The 21,916-nt window shown below is 72.3% G+C and carries 20 protein-coding genes; 9 read left to right on the top strand and 11 right to left on the bottom strand.

The window, feature by feature from the left end:
* Nucleotides 1–11: 11 nt before the first annotated feature.
* Entirely contained in the window at nucleotides 12–560 is a 549-nt protein-coding gene (locus ACWDGI_RS25725) for an N-acetyltransferase family protein (RefSeq protein ID WP_450762740.1), read from the top strand.
* A gap of 307 nt (nucleotides 561–867) precedes the next feature.
* Here ACWDGI_RS25725 and ACWDGI_RS25720 read toward each other — a convergent pair whose 3' ends face one another.
* From ACWDGI_RS25720 to ACWDGI_RS25705, 4 genes are all read right to left on the bottom strand, one after another.
* Nucleotides 868–1,701 (bottom strand): NAD(P)H-binding protein, encoded by an 834-nt coding sequence (locus tag ACWDGI_RS25720; protein WP_450762738.1) that lies wholly within the window; start codon nucleotides 1,699–1,701, stop codon nucleotides 868–870.
* A gap of 112 nt (nucleotides 1,702–1,813) precedes the next feature.
* Nucleotides 1,814–4,297 carry an aminopeptidase N gene (gene pepN / locus ACWDGI_RS25715; RefSeq protein WP_450762736.1) on the bottom strand — a complete coding sequence of 828 codons (2,484 nt, stop codon included), beginning with the start codon at nucleotides 4,295–4,297 and terminating at the stop codon, nucleotides 1,814–1,816.
* Between the two features lie 211 nt (nucleotides 4,298–4,508).
* On the bottom strand, nucleotides 4,509–4,862 hold the full coding sequence (locus tag ACWDGI_RS25710) for a chorismate mutase (protein ID WP_450762734.1): 354 nt from the start codon (nucleotides 4,860–4,862) through the stop codon (nucleotides 4,509–4,511).
* A gap of 34 nt (nucleotides 4,863–4,896) precedes the next feature.
* Nucleotides 4,897–5,844, bottom strand: a complete 948-nt coding sequence (locus ACWDGI_RS25705) for a helix-turn-helix domain-containing protein (RefSeq protein WP_450763192.1) — start codon at nucleotides 5,842–5,844, stop codon at nucleotides 4,897–4,899.
* 122 nt (nucleotides 5,845–5,966) lie between these two features.
* Here ACWDGI_RS25705 and ACWDGI_RS25700 point away from each other — a divergent pair, with 122 nt between their 5' ends.
* Both ACWDGI_RS25700 and ACWDGI_RS25695 read left to right on the top strand, forming a co-directional pair.
* Entirely contained in the window at nucleotides 5,967–7,718 is a 1,752-nt protein-coding gene (locus tag ACWDGI_RS25700) for a glycoside hydrolase family 35 protein (RefSeq protein ID WP_450762732.1), read from the top strand.
* A 119-nt stretch (nucleotides 7,719–7,837) separates the two neighbouring features.
* Nucleotides 7,838–8,728: a hypothetical protein gene (locus ACWDGI_RS25695; RefSeq protein WP_450762730.1), complete on the top strand. Its 891-nt coding sequence runs from the start codon at nucleotides 7,838–7,840 to the stop codon at nucleotides 8,726–8,728.
* A 77-nt stretch (nucleotides 8,729–8,805) separates the two neighbouring features.
* Here ACWDGI_RS25695 and ACWDGI_RS25690 read toward each other — a convergent pair whose 3' ends face one another.
* On the bottom strand, nucleotides 8,806–9,711 hold the full coding sequence (locus tag ACWDGI_RS25690; protein WP_450762728.1) for an SDR family oxidoreductase: 906 nt from the start codon (nucleotides 9,709–9,711) through the stop codon (nucleotides 8,806–8,808).
* Nucleotide 9,712: 1 nt separating this feature from the next.
* Nucleotides 9,713–10,459 (bottom strand): SDR family oxidoreductase, encoded by a 747-nt coding sequence (locus tag ACWDGI_RS25685; RefSeq protein WP_450762726.1) that lies wholly within the window; start codon nucleotides 10,457–10,459, stop codon nucleotides 9,713–9,715.
* Between the two features lie 137 nt (nucleotides 10,460–10,596).
* Between ACWDGI_RS25685 and ACWDGI_RS25680 the strand changes: the two genes are divergently transcribed.
* Genes ACWDGI_RS25680 through ACWDGI_RS25665 form a run of 4 tightly spaced genes read left to right on the top strand, consistent with a single transcriptional unit; the run spans nucleotide 10,597 to nucleotide 13,976 of the window.
* Entirely contained in the window at nucleotides 10,597–11,349 is a 753-nt protein-coding gene (locus ACWDGI_RS25680; RefSeq protein WP_450762724.1) for an enoyl-CoA hydratase family protein, read from the top strand.
* Nucleotides 11,342–12,190 carry a CoA transferase subunit A gene (locus ACWDGI_RS25675; RefSeq protein WP_450762722.1) on the top strand — a complete coding sequence of 283 codons (849 nt, stop codon included), beginning with the start codon at nucleotides 11,342–11,344 and terminating at the stop codon, nucleotides 12,188–12,190. Before ACWDGI_RS25680 ends, ACWDGI_RS25675 begins: the two co-directional genes overlap by 8 nt.
* Entirely contained in the window at nucleotides 12,190–12,918 is a 729-nt protein-coding gene (locus tag ACWDGI_RS25670) for a CoA-transferase subunit beta (RefSeq protein ID WP_450762721.1), read from the top strand. Before ACWDGI_RS25675 ends, ACWDGI_RS25670 begins: the two co-directional genes overlap by 1 nt.
* Nucleotides 12,918–13,976 (top strand): NAD(P)H-dependent flavin oxidoreductase, encoded by a 1,059-nt coding sequence (locus tag ACWDGI_RS25665; protein WP_450762719.1) that lies wholly within the window; start codon nucleotides 12,918–12,920, stop codon nucleotides 13,974–13,976. Before ACWDGI_RS25670 ends, ACWDGI_RS25665 begins: the two co-directional genes overlap by 1 nt.
* 483 nt (nucleotides 13,977–14,459) lie before the next feature.
* Here ACWDGI_RS25665 and ACWDGI_RS25660 read toward each other — a convergent pair whose 3' ends face one another.
* Genes ACWDGI_RS25660 through ACWDGI_RS25650 form a run of 3 tightly spaced genes read right to left on the bottom strand, consistent with a single transcriptional unit; the run spans nucleotide 14,460 to nucleotide 17,113 of the window.
* Nucleotides 14,460–15,617 (bottom strand): acetyl-CoA C-acetyltransferase, encoded by a 1,158-nt coding sequence (locus tag ACWDGI_RS25660; protein ID WP_450762717.1) that lies wholly within the window; start codon nucleotides 15,615–15,617, stop codon nucleotides 14,460–14,462.
* A 46-nt stretch (nucleotides 15,618–15,663) separates the two neighbouring features.
* Entirely contained in the window at nucleotides 15,664–16,299 is a 636-nt protein-coding gene (locus ACWDGI_RS25655) for a TetR/AcrR family transcriptional regulator (RefSeq protein ID WP_351695134.1), read from the bottom strand.
* A gap of 25 nt (nucleotides 16,300–16,324) precedes the next feature.
* Nucleotides 16,325–17,113, bottom strand: a complete 789-nt coding sequence (locus ACWDGI_RS25650) for an SDR family oxidoreductase (RefSeq protein ID WP_450762715.1) — start codon at nucleotides 17,111–17,113, stop codon at nucleotides 16,325–16,327.
* A 53-nt stretch (nucleotides 17,114–17,166) separates the two neighbouring features.
* Here ACWDGI_RS25650 and ACWDGI_RS25645 point away from each other — a divergent pair, with 53 nt between their 5' ends.
* Nucleotides 17,167–18,306, top strand: coding sequence for an acyl-CoA dehydrogenase family protein (locus tag ACWDGI_RS25645; protein WP_450763190.1), 1,140 nt, complete (start codon nucleotides 17,167–17,169; stop codon nucleotides 18,304–18,306).
* Between the two features lies 1 nt (nucleotide 18,307).
* Entirely contained in the window at nucleotides 18,308–19,288 is a 981-nt protein-coding gene (locus ACWDGI_RS25640) for an acyl-CoA dehydrogenase family protein (protein ID WP_450762713.1), read from the top strand.
* Between the two features lie 73 nt (nucleotides 19,289–19,361).
* Here ACWDGI_RS25640 and qcrB read toward each other — a convergent pair whose 3' ends face one another.
* Together qcrB and ACWDGI_RS25630 are read right to left on the bottom strand one after the other, a co-directional pair.
* Nucleotides 19,362–21,023: a cytochrome bc1 complex cytochrome b subunit gene (gene qcrB, locus ACWDGI_RS25635; protein ID WP_450762711.1), complete on the bottom strand. Its 1,662-nt coding sequence runs from the start codon at nucleotides 21,021–21,023 to the stop codon at nucleotides 19,362–19,364.
* Between the two features lie 104 nt (nucleotides 21,024–21,127).
* On the bottom strand, nucleotides 21,128–21,853 hold the full coding sequence (locus ACWDGI_RS25630) for a vWA domain-containing protein (RefSeq protein WP_450762709.1): 726 nt from the start codon (nucleotides 21,851–21,853) through the stop codon (nucleotides 21,128–21,130).
* Nucleotides 21,854–21,916: the final 63 nt, after the last annotated feature.

The raw sequence follows: 21,916 nt of genomic DNA, 5'->3' as shown, positions 1-21,916 counted from the left end.
ACGTCGGTCGGGTGGTTGACGCGTGGATGATCGACGTGCCCGGTGAGCGGGTGCTGGTAAGGGAGCCGCTGCCCTCGGACGAGGCGCCGCTGCTCGACCTGTTCGAGGCGTGCGAGGACTGGTTCGTGGCGGCGACGGGACTGCCGTCGGGGCCGGGCGACGTGCAGAGCCTGTTCTACGGCCTGCCCGAGGGCGCCGACCCGGACGACAAGGTGCTGCTCGTGCTGGAGCGGGACGGCGTCGTCTCGGGCCTGGTGGACGCGGTACGGAACCATCCGGTGCCCGGGGCGGTCGCGGTGGGCCTGTTCCTGCTGGCGCCCTGGGCGCGGGGCCGGGGCCTCGGGCGGGCGCTGGCCGAGTCGCTGCTCGCGCATGCCGAGGGGGCGTCCCTGGTGACGGCGAGCGTGCCGCCGGGCTGGCGGTCCGGGGAGCGCTTCCTGGAGCGCCTCGGCTTCACGCTGGGCGCGGAGGCGCCCAGGGCGACCGAGGTGGGCAACCGCCGCGCGGGGCCCCGGGAAGGAGGCGTGCGCCGGGCGGAGCTACGGCTGGCGGCGGGCTGAGGGCGCCGGCCAGGCCGCCGGAAGCTGCGCGGCCGCCGGAAGCTGCGCGGCCGTCAGAAGGTGCGAGGCCGTCAGATAACCCTGCGAGGCCGTCAGAGCTCAGGGCCGCCAGGACTCAAGGCCGCCAGAGCTCAAGGCCGCCAGAGCTCAAGGCCGCCAAGGCCTCGCGGCCTTGGAGGCCTTGGCGGCCTTGGAGGCCTTGGAGGCCTTCAGGACCATCAAGGCTGTCAGCGCCTCGCGGCCTTCGAAGCCGACAGGGCTGTCAAAGCCGTCAGGGCCGACAGGGCCGACAGGGCCGTCAAAGCCGTCAGGGCTGGAAGTCGGCCGTGTGGTCCTCGGCCCACTGGTCGAAGGTGCGGGCCGGCCTGCCGGTGATCTCCTCGACCGTGGCGGTGATCTCGGGAGCGACGCCGACGGTGTCCGCGAAGGTCTTCAGGAGGCCCCTGACCAGTTCCGGCGGCGTCTGCGGGAAGAGCAGCGGGGCCGCCTCCTCGGGCCCCACCTCGACGAACGCCAGGTCCCGGCCGACGGCCCGCCCGATCGCGGCGATCTGGTCGGTGTTGGTGGTGGCGGCGGGGCCGGTGAGGCGGTGGACGGCACCCTCGTGGCCGTCGTCGAGGAGGGCTCGTTCCGCGACGGCGGCGATGTCGTCCTCGTGGATGGGGGCCGTGAGCATGTCGGCGAAGACACCGCGGACGGTGTGACCGGCCCGGATCTGGGGCGCCCACTGCAGGGCGTTGGTGGCGAACGCGTTGGGGCGCAGGAACGTCCAGGCGAGGCCGCTGTCGCGGATCTGCCGCTCGGCGGTGGCGTGCATGGCGTGGATCGGGTGGGTCTCGTCGGCGCCCTCCCGGATGATCCCGGAGGAGAGCAGGACGGCCTGTCGCACCCCGGCGGTACGGGCCGCGTCCAGCAGCTCGGGCATCCGGCCGCCCGCGCCCTGGACGTACAGGAAGACCTTGTCCGCGCCCTCGAACAGGGCGGCCTGGTCGTCCGGCCGGAACCTCACCACCTCGGCCTTGTCGGGCAGGCCGGCCGTCTCCGGGGCGCGGGTGAGCGCCCGCACGGGCCGCCCGGCGGCGACGAGACGTGCGACGAGGGCACGGCCGACGTTGCCGGTGGCACCGGTGACTACGATCACGGGTTTCTCCCTGGGTCTCTGGTGCTTCTTCGGCACCGAGCCTAGGAGCGGCGACCGGTCCCCGCATCGTCATCGGGGACCAGCCGCGCTCGTGTCGTCCTACGCCGCAGCGCTACGCCTCGCGGACCCGCAACGCCCGCTCCAGGTCGTCGAGTTCGTCGGTCAGCCGGCGGCGCAGGGCCGTCACCGGGTCGGCGTCGCGCAGACAGGCCCGGCCCAGGGCGAGGTTCTCGGCGTCGACGGCGTGGGTGGGGAAGGCCTCCCGGCCGACGGCGGCCGCGATGGCGGGGCCGCGCCGGGCGGCGACGGCGGCCGCGTCCCCGTAGTACCGCGGCACGTACTCCCGGACCAGGTCGGCCTGTTCGGGGTGCCAGAAGCCCTGGGCGGTGGCGGTGAACAGGTAGTTGGACAGGTCGTCCGTGGTGAACATCGCCTCCCAGGCCCTGCGCTTGGCCTCCGGGTCGGGCAGCGCGGCCCGGCAGCGGGCGGCGCCCTCCTGGCCGCTGGCGCTGGGGTCGCGGGCCAGCTCGGCCGCGATCTGCGCCTCGTCGGTGGCGCCGAGGACGGCGAGCCGGCCCAGGATGCGCCAGCGCAGCTCGGGGTCGAGCTCGGGGCCGCCCGGCACGGTGCCCTCGGCGAGCCAGGCGGCGATGGTGTCGGGGTGGGCGGCCGCGCGGACGAAGTGCCGTACGGCGATCAGGCGCAGGCCGGGGTTGTCGCCGTCCTCGGTGCGCCGGATGAAGTCGCGGCACAGGGCGGAGACGGTGGCGAGGGCGGCCGGGCGGTCCTCGGGCCTGAGGTACCGGTCGACGACGTGGACCGCGGTGAAGGCCAGCACGCCCTGGACGAGGGCGAGGTCGGTCTCGAGCGGGAGATGGACGCGGGCGGTCTCCAGGTAGTCGGCGGCCGGGAGTTCGCCGTCACGGACCGCGTCCCGCAGGGCGTTCCACACCACCGCGCGGGTGAGCGCGTCGGGCAGGCCCGACAGGGCGGCGCGGACGGTCCTGGCGGACTCGGCGTCGAAGCGGACCTTGGCGTAGGTCAGGTCGCCGTCGTTGAGCAGGACCAGCGCGGGGCGCTTGCCGAGGGGCTGGGCGGCGCTGTGCGGGACGTCGAGGTCGATGCGCTCGCGCAGGGTCAGCCGGCCCTCGTCGGCGAGGTCCCGGTCGTAGACGCCGACGCAGACGCGGTGCGGGCGGCTGCCGGTGCGCTCGACGGTCAGGGTGCGGGTGCCGTCGGGGGCGGTGGCGAGGGCCGGGGTGAGGGTGTCGACGCCGGTGGTGCGCAGCCAGGCGTCGGCCCAGGCGGGCACGTCGCGCTCGGTCGCGGCGGCGAGGGAGTCGATGAAGTCGGCGAGGGTGGCGTTGCCGAACCGGTGCCGCTGGAAGTGGATGTTGATGCCGGCGAGGAAGTCCTTCTCGCCCATCCAGGCGACCAGCTGACGCAGCGCGGAGGCGCCCTTGGCGTAGGAGATGCCGTCGAAGTTGAGCAGGGCGGCGGCGGTGTCGTCGACGGCCTCGGGGGCGACCGGGTGGGTGGAGGGGCGCTGGTCGGCGTCGTAGCCCCAGGCCTTGCGGGACACGCCGAAGTCGACCCAGGTGTCGGTGAAGCGGGTGGCCTCGGTGAGGGTCTGGTAGCCCATGTACTCGGCGAACGACTCGTTCAGCCAGATGTCGTCCCACCACTTCAGGGTGACGAGGTCGCCGAACCACATGTGGGCCATCTCGTGGGCGATGACCATCGCGCGAGTCTGCCGCTCGGTGTCGGTGACGGCGGAGCGGTAGACGAACTCGTCGCGGAAGGTGACCAGGCCGGGGTTCTCCATGGCGCCGGCGTTGAACTCGGGGACGAACGCCTGGTCGTAGGAGTCGAAGGGGTAGGGCTCCTCGAACTTCTCGTGGTAGCGGTCGTAGCACGCGCGCGTGATGTCGAGGATCTCCTCGGCGTCGGCGTCGAGGTACGGCGCGAGCGAGCGGCGGCAGTGGATGCCGAAGGGCAGGCCGCGGTGCTCGGTGCGCACCGAGTGCCAGGGGCCGGCGGCGACGGCGACCAGGTAGGTGGAGATCAGCGGGGTGGCGGCGGCCCGCCAGCGGCCCTCGCCGAGGTGCTCGGTGACGCCGTTGGCGAGCACGGTCCAGTCCTCGGGGGCCTTGACGGACAGCTCGAAGACGGCCTTCAGGTCGGGCTGGTCGAAGGCGGCGAAGACGCGCTGTATGTCGTCCAGGAAGAGCTGCGTGTAGACGTACGTCTCGTCGTCGCTGGGGTCGGTGAAGCGGTGCATGCCCTCGCCGGTGCGGGAGTAGCGCATCGTCGCGTCGACGCGCAGCTCGTGCTCCCCGGCGGTGAGGTTCTTCAGGGGCAGCCGGTCCTGGTCCAGCGCCCCGGGGTCCAGGGGCTGTCCGTCGAGGCTGACGGCGCGCAGTTCGACGGGCTTCATCTCGACGAAGGTGTCGCCGTCGGACCGGGCCGTGAACCTGATCACGGTCCGGGAGTCGAAGGTCTCGTCCCCGGTGGTCAGGTCGAGGTCGATCGTGTAGCGGTGGACGTCGAGGAGCTCGGCGCGGCTCTGCGCTTCGTCGCGAGTCAGTACGGACATGCGGGCCATGCTGCCCGATGACACCGACAACGCACAGGGGCGGGGGTGGTACGCGGCTTATGTCCGGTCCATGGCCGCACGGCGGAACGGGTACGGCGCCGGTGGACACCGTGCGACCGGCGGCGGCCCGGCCGCTGCGCGCCTGTTCGAGCGCCGGGTCACCGCCGGCGGACCGGCGGGGCCGGGGCGCTCTTCGGGGCGTACGGCCGGGTCAGTGCGCGTCCGCGGTCCGGTCGCCGACGGTGTCCTCGGCGATGGACTCGTGGTGTCTGATCACCTCGGCGATGATGAAGTTCAGGAACTTCTCGGCGAAGGCGGGGTCGAGCTTGGCGTTCTCGGCGAGGGCACGCAGCCGGGCGATCTGGCGGGCCTCGCGGGCCGGGTCGGCCGGGGGCAGCCGGTGGACCGCCTTGAGGCGGCCGACCTGCTGGGTGGCCTTGAAGCGTTCGGCGAGCATGTGGACGACGGCAGCGTCGATGTTGTCGATGCTGTCGCGCAGCCGGCCGAGCTCGGCGCGGACGGCGGCGGGGTCGACGTCACCGGTACCGGTGTTGCTGGTGGTCATGGGCGTCAACCCTAAGGGGACCACCGCGTGATCACTAAGGGCCTTCACCAAGGCCGTCTCGGTCGAGGTTGTCTCCGCCGACGCCTTCTCCGCCGACGCCTTCTCCGCCGATGCCGTCTGCGTCAAGGCCGTCTCCGCCGCGGCCGTCCTCGTCGAGGCCGTCGTTCCAGTCGTCCGGGACGACGCGGCTCTGCTGGGCGCGGAAGCGCACGGGGGCCATGCCGACGCGGCGGGTGAACAGGCGGGAGAAGTAGGCGGGGTCGTCGTAGCCGACGCGGCGGGCGACGGCTGCCACGGACAGTTCGGTGGTGGCGAGGAGTTCCTGGGCGCGGCCGAGCCGGATGCCGATCAGATAGTCCTTGGGGCTGCACCCGGCGATCCGGCGGACGGCGGTGCGCAGCTTGGCCGGGGTCATGCCGTGCCGGGCCGCGTGGTCGGCGACGGTCATGCCGGTGCAGGCGTCCCGGGCGAGCGCCTGCAGCACCGGGTCCCCGTCGGGGGCGAGGTCGGCCCGCGCGCGACGCAGGGCGATCAGGAGCTCGTGCACGGCGGCGCCGGTCTCGACCTCCAGGAGGGGGTTTCCGTGACGGGCGGCCCGGGCGATGCGGGCGATGACGTCCCGGGGTCCGGCGGCGTCCGCGAGGGGCACCACGGGCCGCTCGGGCTCGATGTAGCCGAGTTCCGTGTACGTCGCGGTGTCGGGCCCGGTGAAGGTCACGAAGCTCTCGTCCCAGCCGCTGTCCGGGTCCGGCCCGTAGTGGTGCGGGACGCCCGGTGTCAGCCACACCAGCGCGGGCGCGGTCACCGTCGTACGGCGCCCGTCGGGTGCGCGGTACCAGCCCCGGCCGGAGCTGATCACCACGGCGACGTGCCCGTCGAGCACGCGCGGGCCGACGGCGGGCACCGCGCCGTACTGGAGGCCGACGCCCTGGCAGACCAGGCCGAGACGGTGCTGGACGGGGCCGGGTGTGAAGAACCGCATCCAGGTGTGGAAGACGGGCGCCGCTCCCGGCACTGCGCGCTCCTTCTTCTCGGCTCTTCAGTCCAACTGCTGCCGATCTTTGTCCATGGTCTCGGCGCACACCAGGGGTCCAAGGTGAGCCTATGAGCGACTTCACGGTGGGCGAAACGGATTTCCTGCTCGACGGCCGCCCGGTACGACTGCTGTCCGGCGCGCTGCACTACTTCCGGGTGCACGAGGAACAGTGGAACCACAGGCTGGCGCTGCTGCGCGCCATGGGGCTGAACTGCGTGGAGACCTACGTCCCGTGGAACCTGCACGAACCGCGCCCCGGCTCCTTCCAGGACGTCCAAGCCCTCGGCCGCTTCCTGGACGCGGCGCGGGACGCGGGCCTGTGGGCGATCGTGCGCCCGGGGCCGTACATCTGCGCGGAGTGGGAGAACGGCGGTCTGCCGCACTGGGTGACGGGCGAGCTGGGCGCCCGGGCACGCACGCGTGACGAGCGTTTCCTCCAGTACGTGGACCGCTGGTTCGGCCGGCTGCTGTCCGAGGTCGTGCCCCGGCAGCTGGACCGGGGCGGCCCGGTGATCATGGTCCAGGTCGAGAACGAGTACGGCAGCTACGGCTCCGACGCCGCCTACCTGGCGCACCTCACCGGCCTGCTGCGCGCGGCGGGGGTCACGGTTCCGCTGTTCACCTCGGACGGCCCCGAGGACCACATGCTCACCGGCGGCTCGGTCCCCGGGCTGCTCGCGACGGTGAACTTCGGCTCCCACGCGCGCGTGGCCTTCGAGACACTGCGCCGGCACCAGCCGCGGGGCCCGCTGATGTGCATGGAGTTCTGGTGCGGCTGGTTCGACCACTGGGGCGGCGAGCACGTTGTACGGGACGCGGAGGACGCGACGGCGGCGCTGCGGGAGATCCTCGGCTGCGGGGCCTCCGTGAACGTCTACATGGCGCACGGCGGTACCAACTTCGCCGGCTGGGCGGGTGCCAACCGGCCCGCCGGCGAGCTGCACGAGGGCCCGCTGGAGCCGGACGTGACGTCGTACGACTACGACGCGCCGATCGACGAGTACGGCCGTCCCACGGAGAAGTTCTGGCGCTTCCGGGAGGTGCTGGCGGAGTACCACGCCGGGCCACTGCCCGAACCGCCGCCCGCCCCCGCCGTGTTGCCTTCGGCGACGGACGTGGCGATCACCGGCTGGGCGCCCCTGGCCGGCGTCATGGAAGCGCTCGGCGGCCCGGAACGCGTGCACGCCGTCCCGCCCACCTTCGAGGAGCTGGGCATCGGCCGGGGCCTGGTCCGCTACGAGGCGGACGTGCCGGGACCCCGCCAGCCGTATCCGCTCACCGCGCGGGGACTGCGCGATCTGGCGGTCGTGTACGTCGACGGGGAGCGGGCCGGCGTGCTCACCGAGGAGGAACCCCAGCTCAAGAAGCCGATCGCCGGCCCCGCGCGCGTGGAGCTCTGGGTGGAGTCCCTGGGCCGCGTCAACTACGGCCCCCGCTCGGGCGAGACGAAGGGGATCACCGGCGGCCTCCTGCACGAACGCCAGTTCCTGCACGGGGTACGCGCGCGTGGCCTGGATCTGGACGCGTTCGAGGGGGGCGTGGGTGAGGTGTCCTTCGGTCCGCTTCCGGCGGACGGCGCGCCGGGCTTGTACCGCGGGACGGTCACGGTTCACGGTGCGGGAGACGCCCGCCTGGAACTCCCCGGCCGGACCCGCGGCTTCGTCTGGATCAACGGCTTCAACCTGGGCCGCTACTGGTCGGCGGGCCCGCAGGAGTCGTTGTACGTGCCGGGTCCGGTGTTGAAGGAGGGCGAGAACGAGGTGTGGATCCTGGAACTCCAGGAAACGGATCAACGAACAGTGCGGCTGGCGCCCCTCTAGGGGCGCGGGGAACTGGGCGACAAGCCCCCACGACCCCGCCGCCGACGAACAACCTCCTGTCCCTTCGATCCCGCATACAGTGGAAAAAAGCTCCGGCGGCGTCTGTGGGGGTAAGGGACGTGGCGAACGGCGGCCCGGTGGAACACGGCTACCCGCACCTGGACACCGTGCGGGCCGCCATCACGGCGTTGTACCGGCGCCTGTCGTACGACACCGTCCAGACCTTCGCCACCAGTGTGCTCCCCGCCGACGTCGCGTTCTGCGACACCGACGACCTGCACCTCGGCGCCCAGCGGGTCGCTCACGAGATGGTCCGGCACTTCCGGCTGCCCGACGCCCGGATGATCGTCGGCTTCCGGGAGATGACCCACGCGGCGAACGTCGAACTCACCGCGGGCCCGGAGTACTTCATCGAGCTGAACGACCGTTTCCGCACCCACCGCAGGGACATCGGCGCGGCCCTCGCCCACGAGGTGATGCACGTCTACCTGCACCGGCTGGACCTGTCCTTTCCGAGCATCCCGGCGAACGAGATCCTCACGGACACGGCGACCACCTACCTGGGCGCGGGCTGGCTGCTGCTCGACGCCTACCGGGAGCACGGGGAGGCGTCCCAGAAGCTGGGCTATCTCACCCCGGAGGAGTTCGGCTACGTCCTGGCGAAGCGAGCCCTGGTCTTCCACGAGGACCCGTCCGTCTGGTTCACCAGCCCGCAGGCCTACACCGCGTACGAGAAGGGCATGGCCCGGGCCCGCCAGGACGAGGAGCAGCCGCCGCTGACCGCGGCGGGCTGGGCGGGCCGCCGCCGCTACGCGCGGGACCGCCGGCACGCCCCCGCGGCCCCGGCCCCGCACTCCGCTACCCCCTACACCTTCACGCCCGACGGCGGCGGCCGGTTGCGGGTCTCGTTCCCGTGCCCCACCTGCCATCAGCGGATCAGGGTGCCGGTCCGGGGCCGGGTCCGGGCCCGGTGCTCGCTGTGCCGGACGGTGCTGGAGTGCGACACGTAGACCCTGCCGTCAGGATCACCCCGGCGTCGCGAGCCGTCGCGAGCCGTCGAAGACCGTCGCGCGACCCGACACGCCGGTCAGGCCCCGTACACCGCCCCCGGCGCCGCCGCCCCGGCCAGCAGTTCCAGCGCCGTCTCCCCCGCCTCGGCCGGGCTGCGGCGGGCGCCCTTGTCGGCGGTCGGCCCCGCTCGCCAGCCCTCCATGACGGTGATCCGTCCGCCATCGGTCTCGAACACCCGGCCGCTGACTCCGGCGCTGGCGGCGGAGCCCAGCCAGACCACCAGCGGGGAGACGTTCTCGGGCGCCATGGCGTCGAACCCGGAGCCCGGGGCGGCCATGGTCGCGGCGAAGGTGCGCTCGGTCATCCGGGTACGGGCGGCCGGGGCGACGGCGTTGACCTGGACGCCGTAGCGGGCCAGTTCGGCGGCCGCGACCAGGGTGAGGCCGACGATGCCGGCCTTGGCCGCGCTGTAGTTGCCCTGCCCGACCGAGCCCAGCAGTCCGGCTCCGCTGCTGGTGTTGACGATCCGGGCCACCGGGGTGCGGCCCGCCTTGGCCTCGGCCCGCCAGTGCGCGGCCGCGTGCCGCAGCGGCAGGAAGTGCCCCTTGAGGTGCACCCGCATGACCGCGTCCCAGTCGTCCTCGCCGAGGTTGACGAGCATGCGGTCGCGCAGGAACCCGGCGTTGTTCACGAGGGTGTCGAGCCGGCCGTAGGTCTCCACGGCCGTCCCGATCAGCGAGGCGGCGCCGGCGGTGGTCGCGATGTCACCGCCGTGCGCGACCGCCTCGCCGCCGGCCGCGCGGATCTCGTCCACGACGGCCCCGGCGGGACTGTCCGGGCCCGGCACGCCGTCGAGACCGACACCGAGGTCGTTGACGACGACCCGGGCGCCCTCGGCGGCGAAGGCCAGCGCGTGGGCCCGGCCGAGCCCGCGCCCGGCGCCGGTGACGACCACGACCCGGCCCGCGCAGATTCCGCTCATCTCAGTCCTCCTGGTCGGACGGCTTGTTGGCCGTCGCGGCATCGAGAAAGGGGGGTCGTTCCCCGCCACCGTGTACGAGCAGGCTCGCCCCGCTGATGTAGGCGGCCGCGTCGGAGGCGAGGAAGACGGCGGCGGCGCCGATGTCGGACGGGACGGCGAGGCGGCCCAGCGGGACGGTGCGGGAGACGGCGTCGACGCCGTCCTGGCCGCCGTAGTGCAGGTGGGCCAGCTCGGTCCGGACCATGCCGACGACCAGCGTGTTGACCCGGACCTGCGGCGCCCACTCCACCGCCATGGACCGGGCCAGGCTCTCCAGTCCCGCCTTGGCCGCGCCGTAGGCGGCCGAGCCCGGCGAGGGGCGGCCGCCGCTGACACTGCCGATCATCACCACCGCTCCCCGGGCCCGCCGCAGGTGCTCGTAGGCGGCGAGGGAGGCGGTCAGCGGGGTGAGGAGGTTCAGCTCGATCACCCGGGCGTGCCGCTCGGCGTCCGCTTCGGCGAGCCGCCGGTAGGGGGTGCCGCCCGCGTTGTTGACGAGCACGTCGACCCGGGGCAGGGCGTCGAAGAAGGCGCGCACGGCGGGCGGGTCGCGCAGGTCGAGGGGGGTGAACTCGACGCCGTCGAGGGGTTGTCCGGGCGGCCGGCGGGCACAGGTCAGAACGTGGGCGCCGGCCTCGGCGAAGGCCCGGGCGATCCCGGCGCCCACGCCCCGGGTACCGCCGGTGACCACGACGGTCCGGCCGTGCATCGAGTCGTCCACAGGGCCTCGGGCCAGGTTTTCCACAGGGCCTCCCGCTTGCTCGCACCGGCTGCTAGCTTCGAAGCCTCACACCTAACAAATGTTTGGTGGAAAGGTAGCTGAGTGCGAAGGTAGCTGATGCGTCCATGGGTGTCTCCACCTCGTGTCCAGAAAAGGGCGTCGTGCTGGTCATCGTCGATCACCCGCCGGTGAACGCACTGCCGGTGCGCGGCTGGTTCGCGCTGGCGGACGCGGTGCGCGCGGCGGGCCGTGACCCCGAAACCCGGTGCGTGGTGCTGGCGGCGCAGGGCCGTGGTTTCAACGCGGGCGTGGACATCAAGGAGATACAGGCGGACGGGAACGAGGCGCTGCTCGGCGCCAACCGGGCCTGCGCGGAGGCGTTCGCGGCGGTGTACGAGTGCGAGACCCCGGTGGTGGCGGCCGTGCACGGATTCTGCCTGGGCGGCGGGATAGGCCTGGTGGGCAACGCGGACGCCATCGTGGCGAGCGAGGACGCCGTCTTCGGGCTGCCCGAGCTGGACCGGGGCGCGCTGGGCGCGGCCACGCATCTGGCCCGGCTGGTCCCGCCGCATCTGATGCGGACGCTGTACTACACCTCGCGCACGGCGACCGCGGCCCAGCTGCACGCGCACGGCTCGGTGTGGCGGGTGGTGTCGCGCGGGGAGCTGTTGGCCGCGGCGCTGGAGCTGGCGCGGGAGATAGCCGCCAAGGACGGCCGGCTGCTGCGCCTGGCCAAGGCCGCCATCAACGGCATCGACCCCGTCGACGTGCGGCGCAGCTACCGCCTGGAACAGGGCTTCACCTTCGAGGCCGCCCTCAGCGGGGTGGCCGACCGGGTCCGTGACACCTTCGGGAAGGAGGGTGCGGGGAGTGACTGACAAGACGATGACCGCGGACGAGGCCGTCGCACGGCTGAGCAGCGGCATGACCCTGGGCATCGGCGGCTGGGGTTCCCGACGCAAGCCGATGTGCCTGGTCAGGGCCGTGCTCCGGAGCGGCATAGACGACCTCACCCTGGTCTCCTACGGCGGCCCGGACGTCGGGATGCTGGTCGCGGCCGGCCGGGTGCGCAGGCTGGTGGCGCCCTTCGTCACCCTCGACTCCATCCCGCTGGAACCGCACTACCGGGCGGCACGCGAGCGCGGGGCCTTCGAGCTGACGGAGGTCGACGAGGGCATGTTCATGTGGGGCCTGCACGCGGCCGCGAACCGGCTGCCCTTCCTGCCGGTGCGCGCGGGGCTCGGCTCGGACGTCATGCGGGTCAACCCCGGCCTGCGCACGGTGACGTCGCCGTACGACGACGGGGAGACGTTCGTGGCGATGCCCGCCCTGCGCCTGGACGCGGCCCTGGTCCACGTCAACCGCGCCGACCGGCTGGGCAACGGACAGTATCTGGGCCCGGACCCGTACTTCGACGACCTGTTCTGCGCGGCGGCGGACACGGCCTATGTCTCCTGCGAACAGCTCGTGGACACGGCCGAGTTGACGAAGGCGGCGGCCGCGCAGTCACTGCTGGTCAAGCGGCTGCACGTGACGGGGGTCGTGGAGGCGCCCGGCGGTGCGCACTTCACCTCCTGCGCGCCCGACCACGGGCGGGACGAGGACTTCCAGCGGCTGTACGCGACGACCCCGTGGGCGGAGTTCTCCGAGCGGTTCCTGGCCGGGGACGAGCAGGCCTACCGCTCCGCGGTGCGGAACTGGCAGGAGGAGCGGGACTGATGGACGTACTGCGCGCCGACTACTGCGTCATCGCCTGCGCCGAGGCCTGGCGCGGCTCCGGTGAGATCCTGGCGAGCCCGATGGGCCTGATCCCCTCGCTGGGCGCCCGGCTGGCCCGGCTCACCTTCGCCCCCGATCTGCTGCTGACCGACGGCGAGGCCCTGCTGGTCCGCCCGGACGGCACCCCCGAGGGCTGGCTGCCCTACCGGCAGCACCTCACCCTGGTGGCCGGTGGCCGCCGGCACGTGATGATGGGCGCGAGCCAGCTCGACCGGTACGGCAACCAGAACATCTCGGCCATCGGTGACTGGTCGCGGCCCCGCCGCCAGCTGCTCGGGGTGCGCGGAGCGCCCTTGAACACACTGAACAACCCGACGAGTTACTGGGTCCCGAAGCACTCCCGGCGGGTGTTCGTGGCGAAGGTCGACATGGTGTGCGGGGTGGGGTACGACCGGGTGGCCGAGCACCCGGGCACGGAACGCTTCCACCGCATCCCGAGGGTCGTCACCGATCTGGGCGTCTTCGACTTCGAGACGCCGGACCGCTCGATGCGGCTGGCCGCGCTGCATCCGGGGGTGAGCGTCGGGCAGGTGCGGGAGGCCACGGACTTCGAGCTCGCCGTCCCGGACGAGGTGCCGTACACCCGCGAACCCGGCCCGGAGGAGCTGCGGCTGATCCGTGAGGTGCTGGATCCCGGCGGCGCGCGGACGAAGGAGGTCGCGGGCTGATGGAGACCGCGCTCACCCGGCTGGTCGGGGTCCGGCATCCGATCGTGCAGACGGGGATGGGCTGGGTGGCGGGCCCCCGCCTGGTCTCCGCGGCGGCCAACGCCGGGGCCCTCGGCATCCTGGCCTCCGCGACGATGACCCTCGACCAGTTGCGCGCCGCGATAGCCGAGGTGCGGTGCCGTACGGACGCCCCGTTCGGGGTGAACCTGCGGGCGGACGCGGCCGACGCCGGCGACCGGGTCCGGCTGATCGTCGACGGGGGTGTGCGGGTGGCGTCCTTCGCGCTCGCCCCCTCCCCCGAGCTGATCGCCGAGCTGAAGGGGACGGGCGTGCTGGTGATCCCCTCGGTCGGGGCCCGGCGGCATGCCGAGAAGGTCGCGGCCTGGGGTGCGGACGCGGTGATCGTGCAGGGCGGTGAGGGCGGCGGGCACACCGGTGAGGTGGCGACGAGCGTGCTGCTGCCGCAGGTGGTGGACGCGGTACGGATACCGGTGGTGGCCGCCGGGGGCTTCTTCGACGGCCGGGGGCTGGTGGCGGCGCTGGCCTACGGGGCGGCGGGGGTGGCGATGGGGACCCGTTTCCTGCTCACCTCGGACTCGACGGTGCCGGACGCGGTGAAGGCGAGATATCTGGCGGCGACGGTCAAGGACGTCACGGTGACCAGGGCGGTGGACGGGCTGCCGCACCGGATGCTGCGCACCCCGCTGGTCGACTCCCTGGAGAACACCGGCCGGACGCGACGGCTGCTGCGGGCCGTGCGCCATGCGGCCGCCTTCCGCAGACTCTCCGGCCTCACCTGGCCGCAGATGGCCCGCGACGGCCTCGCCCTCCGGCACGGCAAGACCCTGTCCTGGAGCCAGCTGCTGCTCGCCGCCAACACCCCGATGCTGCTCAGGTCGGCGATGGTGGACGGCCGCACGGACCTCGGGGTGATGGCCTCCGGACAGGTCGCCGGCGTGATCGACGACCTGCCGTCGTGCGAGCAGCTGGTGGCCCGCATCGTGAAGGAGGCGGACGAGGTGTTCCAGGACCTGGAGCGGCTCAGAGCCGCTCGATGACCGTCACGATCGCCTGCCCCCCGCCTTCGCACACGGTCACCATCCCAAACGGCCCCCTCGCACCGCTCGGCCCCAGAGGGCCTCCCAGGCTTCGACGGCCTGCGCCGGACTCCGTCCGCCGAAGCGGTGGCCACGCCCCATCTGCTCGGGTCACAGCCGCTCGATGACCGTCACGTTCGCCTGCCCCCGCCCTCACACACGGACACCATCCCAAACGGCCCCCTCGCACCGCTCGGCCCCAGAGGGCCTCCCAGGCTTCGGCGGCCTGCGCCGGACTCCGTCCGCCGAAGCGGTGGCCACGCCCCATCTGCTCGGGTCACAGCCGCTCGATGACCGTCACGTTCGCCTGCCCCCCGCCCTCACACACGGACACCATCCCCTACGGCCCCCTCGCACCGCTCGGCCCCAGAGGGCCTCCCAGGCTTCGGCGGCCTGCGCCGGACTCCGTCCGCCGAAGCGGTGGCCACGCCCCATCTGCTCGGGTCACAGCCGCTCGATGACCGTCACGTTCGCCTGCCCCCCGCCTTCGCACATGGTCTGGAGGCCGAAGTGGCCCTCGGTGCGCTCCAGTTCGTGGAGGAGGGTGGTCATCAGCTTGACCCCGGTGGCGCCGAGCGGATGGCCGAGGGCGATCGCGCCGCCGTTGACGTTGACCTTGGCGGGGTCGGCGCCGGTCTCCTTGAGCCAGGCGAGGACGACCGGGGCGAAGGCCTCGTTGATCTCGACGAGGTCGATGGCGTCGATGGTGAGGCCGGTCTTCTTCAGGGCGTGCGCGGTGGCCGGGATGGGGGCGGAGAGCATCCGGATGGGGTCCTCGCCGCGGACGGAGAGATGGTGGACGCGGGCGCGGGGGCGCAACCCGTGTTCGCGGACCGCCCGTTCGGAGGCGAGCAGCATCGCGGCGGCGCCGTCGGAGACCTGGGAGGAGCAGGCGGCGGTGATGGTGCCGCCGTCGACGACCGGCTTCAGGGCGGCCATCTTCTCCAGGGAGGTGTCCCGGCGCGGGCCCTCGTCCACGGCGGCCGGACCGTAGGGCACGATCTCGCGCTCGAAGCGGCCCTCGTCGATGGCGCGCAGCGCCCTGCGGTGGGAGTTCAGGGCGAACTCCTCCTGGTCCCGGCGGCTGATGCCCCACTTGGCGGCGATCATCTCGGCGCCGGCGAACTGGTTGACGGGCTGTCGGCCGTAACGGGCGCGCCAGCCCTCGCTGCCCAGGAAGGGGCCCTCGGTCAGCCCCAGCGGCTCGGCGGCCTGCCGGGAGGCGAAAGCGATCGGGATCTGGGACATGTTCTGGACGCCGCCGGCGACCACCAGGTCCTGGGTGCCGGAGAGCACGGCCTGCGCGGCGAAGTGCACGGCCTGCTGGGAGGAGCCGCACTGCCGGTCGACGGTCACGCCCGGCACCTCCTCGGGCAGCCCGGCCGCCAGCCAGGCGGTCCGGGCGATGTCGCCGGCCTGCGGTCCGACCGCGTCGAGGCAGCCGAAGACGACGTCCTCGACGGCCGCCGGGTCGATGCCCGACCGCTGGACCAGGGCGGTCAGCACATGGGCGCCCAGATCGGCCGGGTGGACCCCGCTCAGTCCGCCCCCGCGCCGCCCGACGGGCGTACGCACCGCTTCGACTATGTAGGCCTCGGCCATGTCAGCAACTCCCTCGGCAGAAAGGGACTTTCAGCGAATGGGTGAGCTATTCACGGACGGCGATCCCGTCCAGCACCATCGACAGGTACTGCCGGGCGATCTCCTCCGGGCTGTGCTGTCCGCCGGGCCGGTACCAGGAGGCGGCCACCCACACGGTGTCGCGCACGAACCGGTAGGTGAGCCGGACGTCGAGGTCGGCACGGAAGACGCGCGCGGCGACCCCGTGCTCCAGCGTGGACAGCCATGCCTTCTCGAACTTGCGCTGCGACTCGGCGAGGAAGGTGAACCTCTCCTGCGCGACCAGTTGCTTGCTCTCCTTCTGGTAGATCGCCACGGCGGCGCGGTGCCGGTCGATCTCCCGGAAGGACTCGGTGACCAGGGCTTCGAGGGTCTCGCGAGGACCGAGCCCAGCGTCCAGGACGGTGTCGTAGCCGCCCCAGAGCTCGTCGAGGAAGGTCCGCAGGATCTCCTCCAGCATCGATTCCTTGGAGTCGAAGTGGTAGTAGAGGCTGCCCGCGAGCATGCCCGCGTGGTCCGCGATCTTGCGTACGGTGGTGGCGTTGTAGCCCTGCTCGGCGAAGACCTCGGCGGCGGTTTCGAGGAGTTCGCGGCGCCGGGCTGGAGCGGCGGCGGCAGCGCGTCTGCTCGCGGCGGTCACCTGGGGCTTCTTCTTGGTCGGCACGGGTCCATTGTCGGTGCTCCGGTGGTCAGGGATGCTGACTGCTGACGGAGACGACCTCTCCCGTGAGGTACGAGGAGTAGCCGGACGCCAGGAAGACGATCGCGTTGGCCACTTCCCAGGGCTCGGCGTACCGCCCGAAGGCCTCGCGTGCGGTCAGCTCCTCCAGCAGTTCGGCGGAGGTCACCTTCACCAGGTGCGGATGCATGGCGAGGCTGGGCGCCACGGCGTTGACCCGCACCCCGTACTCGGCCGCCTCGATGGCCGCGCACCGGGTCAGCGCCATCACCCCGGCCTTGGCGGCGGCGTAGTGCGCCTGTCCGGCCTGGGCACGCCAGCCGACGACGGAGGAGTTGTTGACGACGACCCCGCCCCGTCCGCCGTCGCGGAAGAGCCGCAGGGCGGCCCGCAGGCACCGGAAGGTGCCGTTGAGAGTGACGTCCAGGACCCGCGCCCACTGCTCGTCGTCCATGTCGACCAGGGCCGAAGTCCCGCCCAGGCCCGCGTTGTTGACGACGATGTCCAGCCGCCCGTGGTCCCGTACGGCGGTGTCGAACAGGACCCGCACCTGCCCCTCGTCGGTCACGTCACAGGGCACCGCGGTCACGGCGCCCGGATGCGCACCCGCCAGCTCGGCCTCGTACTCCTTCAGCCGGCGCGGGTGCGCGTCGCTGATCAGTACGCGCGCACCCTCCTCCAGGAAGCGGCGCGCGGTGGCACCGCCGATCCCCGCCCCGGCCGCGGCGGTCACGACGGCGGTGCGCCCCTCCAGCAGCCCGTGCCCGGGCACGTACTCCGGACTCTCGACGCCTGTCATGGGCCCACGCTAACCTACCAAACACTTGTTAGGGAAGGACGGTGACGACGACCGTGGACCTGACCCACACCCCGGCCGACGAGGAGTTCCGCGCCGAGGCCCACGCCTGGCTGGCGGAGCACGTACCCGACTTGCCGCTCCCCTCCCTGGAGACCGCGGAGGGCTTCGCGGCACATCGCGCCTGGGAGGCCGAACTGGCCGCGGACCGCTGGTCGGTGGTGTCCTGGCCCGAGCGGTACGGCGGCCGGGACGCGGGGCTGGTCCGCTGGCTGGTCTTCGAGGAGGAGTACCACGCGGCGGGCGCGCCGGGCCGGGTCGGCCAGAACGGCGTCAGCCTGCTCGCCCCGGCCCTCTTCGACCACGGCACGGAGGAACAACGCGCGCGGGTGCTGCCGTCGATGGCCACCGGCGAGGTGGTCTGGGCACAGGCCTGGTCCGAGCCCGGGGCCGGTTCCGACCTGGCCTCCCTCACCTCCAAGGCGGTGCGGACGGACGGCGGCTGGCTGCTCGTCGGCCAGAAGACCTGGTCGTCACGGGCCGCGTTCGCCGACCGCGCGTTCGGCCTGTTCCGCAGCGATCCGGACACGCCCAAGCCGCATCAGGGGCTCACCTATCTGATGTTCGACCTGCGCGCCCCGGGGGTCACGGTCCGCCCGATCGGCCGCCTCGACGGCAAGCCGGCCTTCGCCGAACTCTTCCTGGACGAGGTGTTCGTACCCGACGAGGACGTGATCGGCGAGCCGGGCCAGGGCTGGCGGACGGCGATGTCGACGGCGGCCAACGAGCGGGGGCTGACGCTGCGGTCGCCGGGCCGGTTCCTGGCCGCCGCCGACCGGTTGCTGCACCTGTGGCGGGCACGGGGCGCCCCGGAGACCGCCGCGGGCCGGGTGGCCGACGCCGTCATCGGCGCCCGCGCCTACCAGCTCTTCACCTACGCGGCCGCCGCCCGCTTCCTGGACGGCGAGCCGCTCGGCCCCGAGTCCAGCCTGAACAAGGTGTTCTGGTCCGAACTGGACCTGGCACTGCACGAGACGGCTCTGGATCTGCTGGGCCCGGAGGGCGAGTCGGCGGACACCTCGTGGTCCGAGGGGTACGTCTTCTCGCTCGCCGGACCCATCTACGCGGGCACCAACGAGATCCAGCGCGACATCATCGCCGAGCGCCTGCTCGGCCTGCCGAAGGGACGCCGCTGACATGCGTTTCCGCCTCGACACCGCACAACGTGACTTCGCGGACTCCCTGCGGGCAATGCTGGCGGCAGCGGACACACCGGCGGTGATACGGGAGTGGAGCCGCGGGGGGCACACGAGCGGACGGGCCCTGTGGGGGCGTGTCGGCGCGGCGGGGGTGTTCGGTCTCGCGGTGCCCGAGGAGTACGGAGGGGAAGGGCGCCGGGCCGTCGAACTCGCGCTTGCCTTTGTGGAGTTGGGGCGCTATGCGGTGCCCGGCCCACTGGTGGAGACGGTGGCCGCGGCGGTGCTGCTCGGTGAGAGCCCGGATCTCGCCAAGCGGTTCCTGCCCGGGATCGCCTCGGGAGAGACCCTGGCGACGGTGACGGTCGCCGAGCACGGGTACGGGTACGCGCTGGACGGGGACGCGGCGGATGTGCGGCTCGCCGCGACGCCGGAGGGCTTGCGGCTGTCCCCCGGCGCCGGTGCGGTACGCCGGTCCCTGGACCCCGCGCGCCGGCTCACCCCGCTCGCCCCGGTCGGCGAGCTGATCAGCGCGGAGCCGGCGTGGGCAGGTGCGCTGACCTGGGCGCGGCTGGCGGTGGCCGCGCAGGCGCTGGGGGTCGGGCTGGCACTGCTCGACAGCACGGTGGCGTATGTGAAGCAGCGGAGTCAGTTCGGGGTGCCCGTCGGCTCGTTCCAGGCGGTGAAGCACCGGCTGGCCGATGTGAAGATCGCGCTGGAGTTCGCCCGGCCGGTGGTCCTCGGGGCGGCGGTGACGATGACTCCGTCGGATGTGGCCGCGGCGAAGCTCGGCGCGTGCGAGGCGGCGTACCTCGGCTCCAGAGCCGCGCTGCAGCTGCACGGGGCGATCGGCTATACGGCGGAGTACGACCTGTCGTTGTGGCTGGCCAAGGCGCGGGCGCTGCGGGCGGCTTGGGGGACGCCGGAGGAGTGCCGACGGGTGGTTCTCGATGGTCCTCGGCCGCAGGCCGGTGGGGGCTGATCGCGCGCACGCGGCGGTAGCCGCATATCCGATGCAGCCCCGCGCCCCTTTCGGGGCGCTCCACTCACGGCGCTCAGTGGTGATCCCCACTCGTCAGTTCCTTGTACTCCTCCTGCGTCGGCTTCGGGATGTGGGTGTCCGGGCCGAACATGCCCTTCGCCAGGCTCGCGCGCATCCGCTGGACGACCGTGACCTTTCGGCGTACCCCGTTCGCGTCCGCCAGCGGGCCGATCTCGTACGGCGGGTTCTGTTCGTGCTGGGTGAGGACGAACAGACTGCCCTGGCTGAGGGGTTCGTGGACCTCGATGTACTCGCCGTGCGGAAGCATCTTGATGAGGCCGGTCTCCCTGCCGTGCAGCACCTTGTCGCGGTCCCGGCGCTGCAGGCCGAGGCAGATCCGCTTGGTGGTGACGAAGGCGAGGACGGGGACGACGAAGACGGAGATCCGCACGAACCAGGTGATCGAGTTGATGGAGAGATGGAGATGGGTGGCGACGATGTCGTTGCCGCCGCCGATCAGGAGGACGAAGTAGACGCTGAGCCAGGCCACGCCGAGGGCGGTGCGGACGGGGACGTTGCGCGGCCGGTCGAGGATGTGGTGCTCACGCCTGTCGCCGGTGATCCACGCCTCGACGAACGGGTAGACGCCGATGGCCAGGAGGAAGAGCGGGAAGAGCGAGAAGGGGATGAGGACACCCAGTGCCAGGGTGTGGCCCCAGGCATTGATCTCCCAGCCGGGCATCACGCGGATCAGGCCCTCGGAGAAGCCGAGGTACCAGTCGGGCTGGGCGCCGGTCGTCACCAGGTCCGGGCGGTAGGGGCCGAAGGCCCACACCGGGTTGATGGTGGCGATGGCGCCGATGATCGCGAGGATGCCGAAGGTGAGGAAGAAGAAGCCGCCGGCCTTGGCCATGTAGACCGGCAGGAAGGGCATGCCGACGACGCTCTTCTGGTCGCGTCCGGGCCCGGGGTACTGGGTGTGCTTGTGGTAGAAGACCAGGATCAGATGGGCCACCACCAGTCCCAGCATGATCCCGGGGAGCAGCAGGACGTGGATCGGGAAGAACCGGGAGATGATGTCGTGGCCCGGGAACTCCCCGCCGAACAGGAACATCGAGATGTACGACCCGACGATCGGGATCGACAGGATGGCGCCGTCGGCGAACCGGACGCCGGTGCCGGAGAGCAGGTCGTCCGGGAGCGAGTAGCCGGTCAGGCCGGTGAGGATGGCGAGGAACAACAGGGTCCAGCCGAACAGCCAGTTGACCTCGCGCGGCTTGCGGAAGGCGCCGGTGAAGAACACCCGCATCATGTGGACGAACATCCCGGCGACGAAGACCAGCGCCGCCCAGTGGTGGATCTGCCGGATCAGCAGTCCGCCGCGTACGTCGAAGCTGATGTGCAGCGTCGACTCGTACGCCTTGGTCATGATGATGCCGTTCATCGGCCCGTAGGAGCCGTGGTAGACGACCTCGGCGCCGCTGGGCTCGAAGAAGAGCGTCAGGTAGATGCCCGTGAGGATCAGGATGAGGAAGCTGTAGAGGCAGACCTCGCCCAGCATGAAGGACCAGTGGTCCGGGAACACCTTGCGCATGTTGGCCTTGGCCAGGCCGTATATCCCGAGGCGCCCGTCGGCCCAGTCCGCGAGCTTCTCACCCTTGCCCGGCGGGTTCTCCCTGCTCGCCGAAGTCCCCACCCGTACCGAGCCGTTCACCGTTCGTGCCGCGTCGTCCATACGTCGCGTCGCCTCCCCGCCGGATCACCCTCAGGGTGGCACGACAGGCCCCCGACAGCCAACGGGGCGACGTAAAGTCAGCCGGGTCGGCGGCGTCCACCGGATCAGCCGGCCCGTACGATGCCCGCCGCGCGCGCCGCCGCCAGCCACTGCGGGAACTCGCCGACGAGACGGTCGTACAGCTGACCGTCCGGCACCTTCGTCGGGTCCGAACCGGCGTGGAAGAAGCCCGCGTTGTCCACGGCCCGCCTGCCCGGCACCGCCAGTTCGTCGAGCTTGCGCAGGAAGTCGAACTGTTTGCTGTGCGGGTCGCCGAAGCCGACGAACTGCCAGAACAGCGGCAGCCTGGCCGCCTTGCACAGGTAGCGCTCGGCGGCGAGCTTGTTGATCGGGCCGCCGTCGGTCTGGAAGACGACCAGGGCGGGCTCGGTGGCGCCGCTGTCGAGGTAGTGGTCGATGACGGCGTCCATGGCCAGGTGGTAGCTGGTCTTCCCCATGTGCCCGAGCCCGGCCGCGATCTTCTCGATACGGCCCTCGTGCTCGGCGAGTTCGATGTCGGTGACCGCGTCGACGTCGGTGGAGAAGAAGACGACGGGGACCCGGCCGTCGTCGTCCAGGTGCGCGGAGAGGCCCAGCACCCGGTCGGCGAGGGCCTGCACACTGCCGTCGGCGTAGTACGGCTTCATGGAACCGGAGTAGTCGACGACCAGGTAGACGGCGGCCCGGAGTCCGTCGAGTCCGTGCTTGGTGAGGGAGATCCCCGCCGACCGGTACGCCCCGACCAGCGCGGGCGCGCTCTCCGCCACCTTGCTGAGACTGATCGCGGCCATGCCCTGATCCCCCTCGCCCTCGGTCAGGAGCCGAGACTACGTGATCACGACTTCGACGGCGGC

The organism is Streptomyces sp. NPDC001220 (assembly GCF_053597895.1).
The sequence above is the reverse complement of the archived record's forward strand: the minus strand, read 5'-3'. Positions and strand labels throughout refer to the sequence as shown.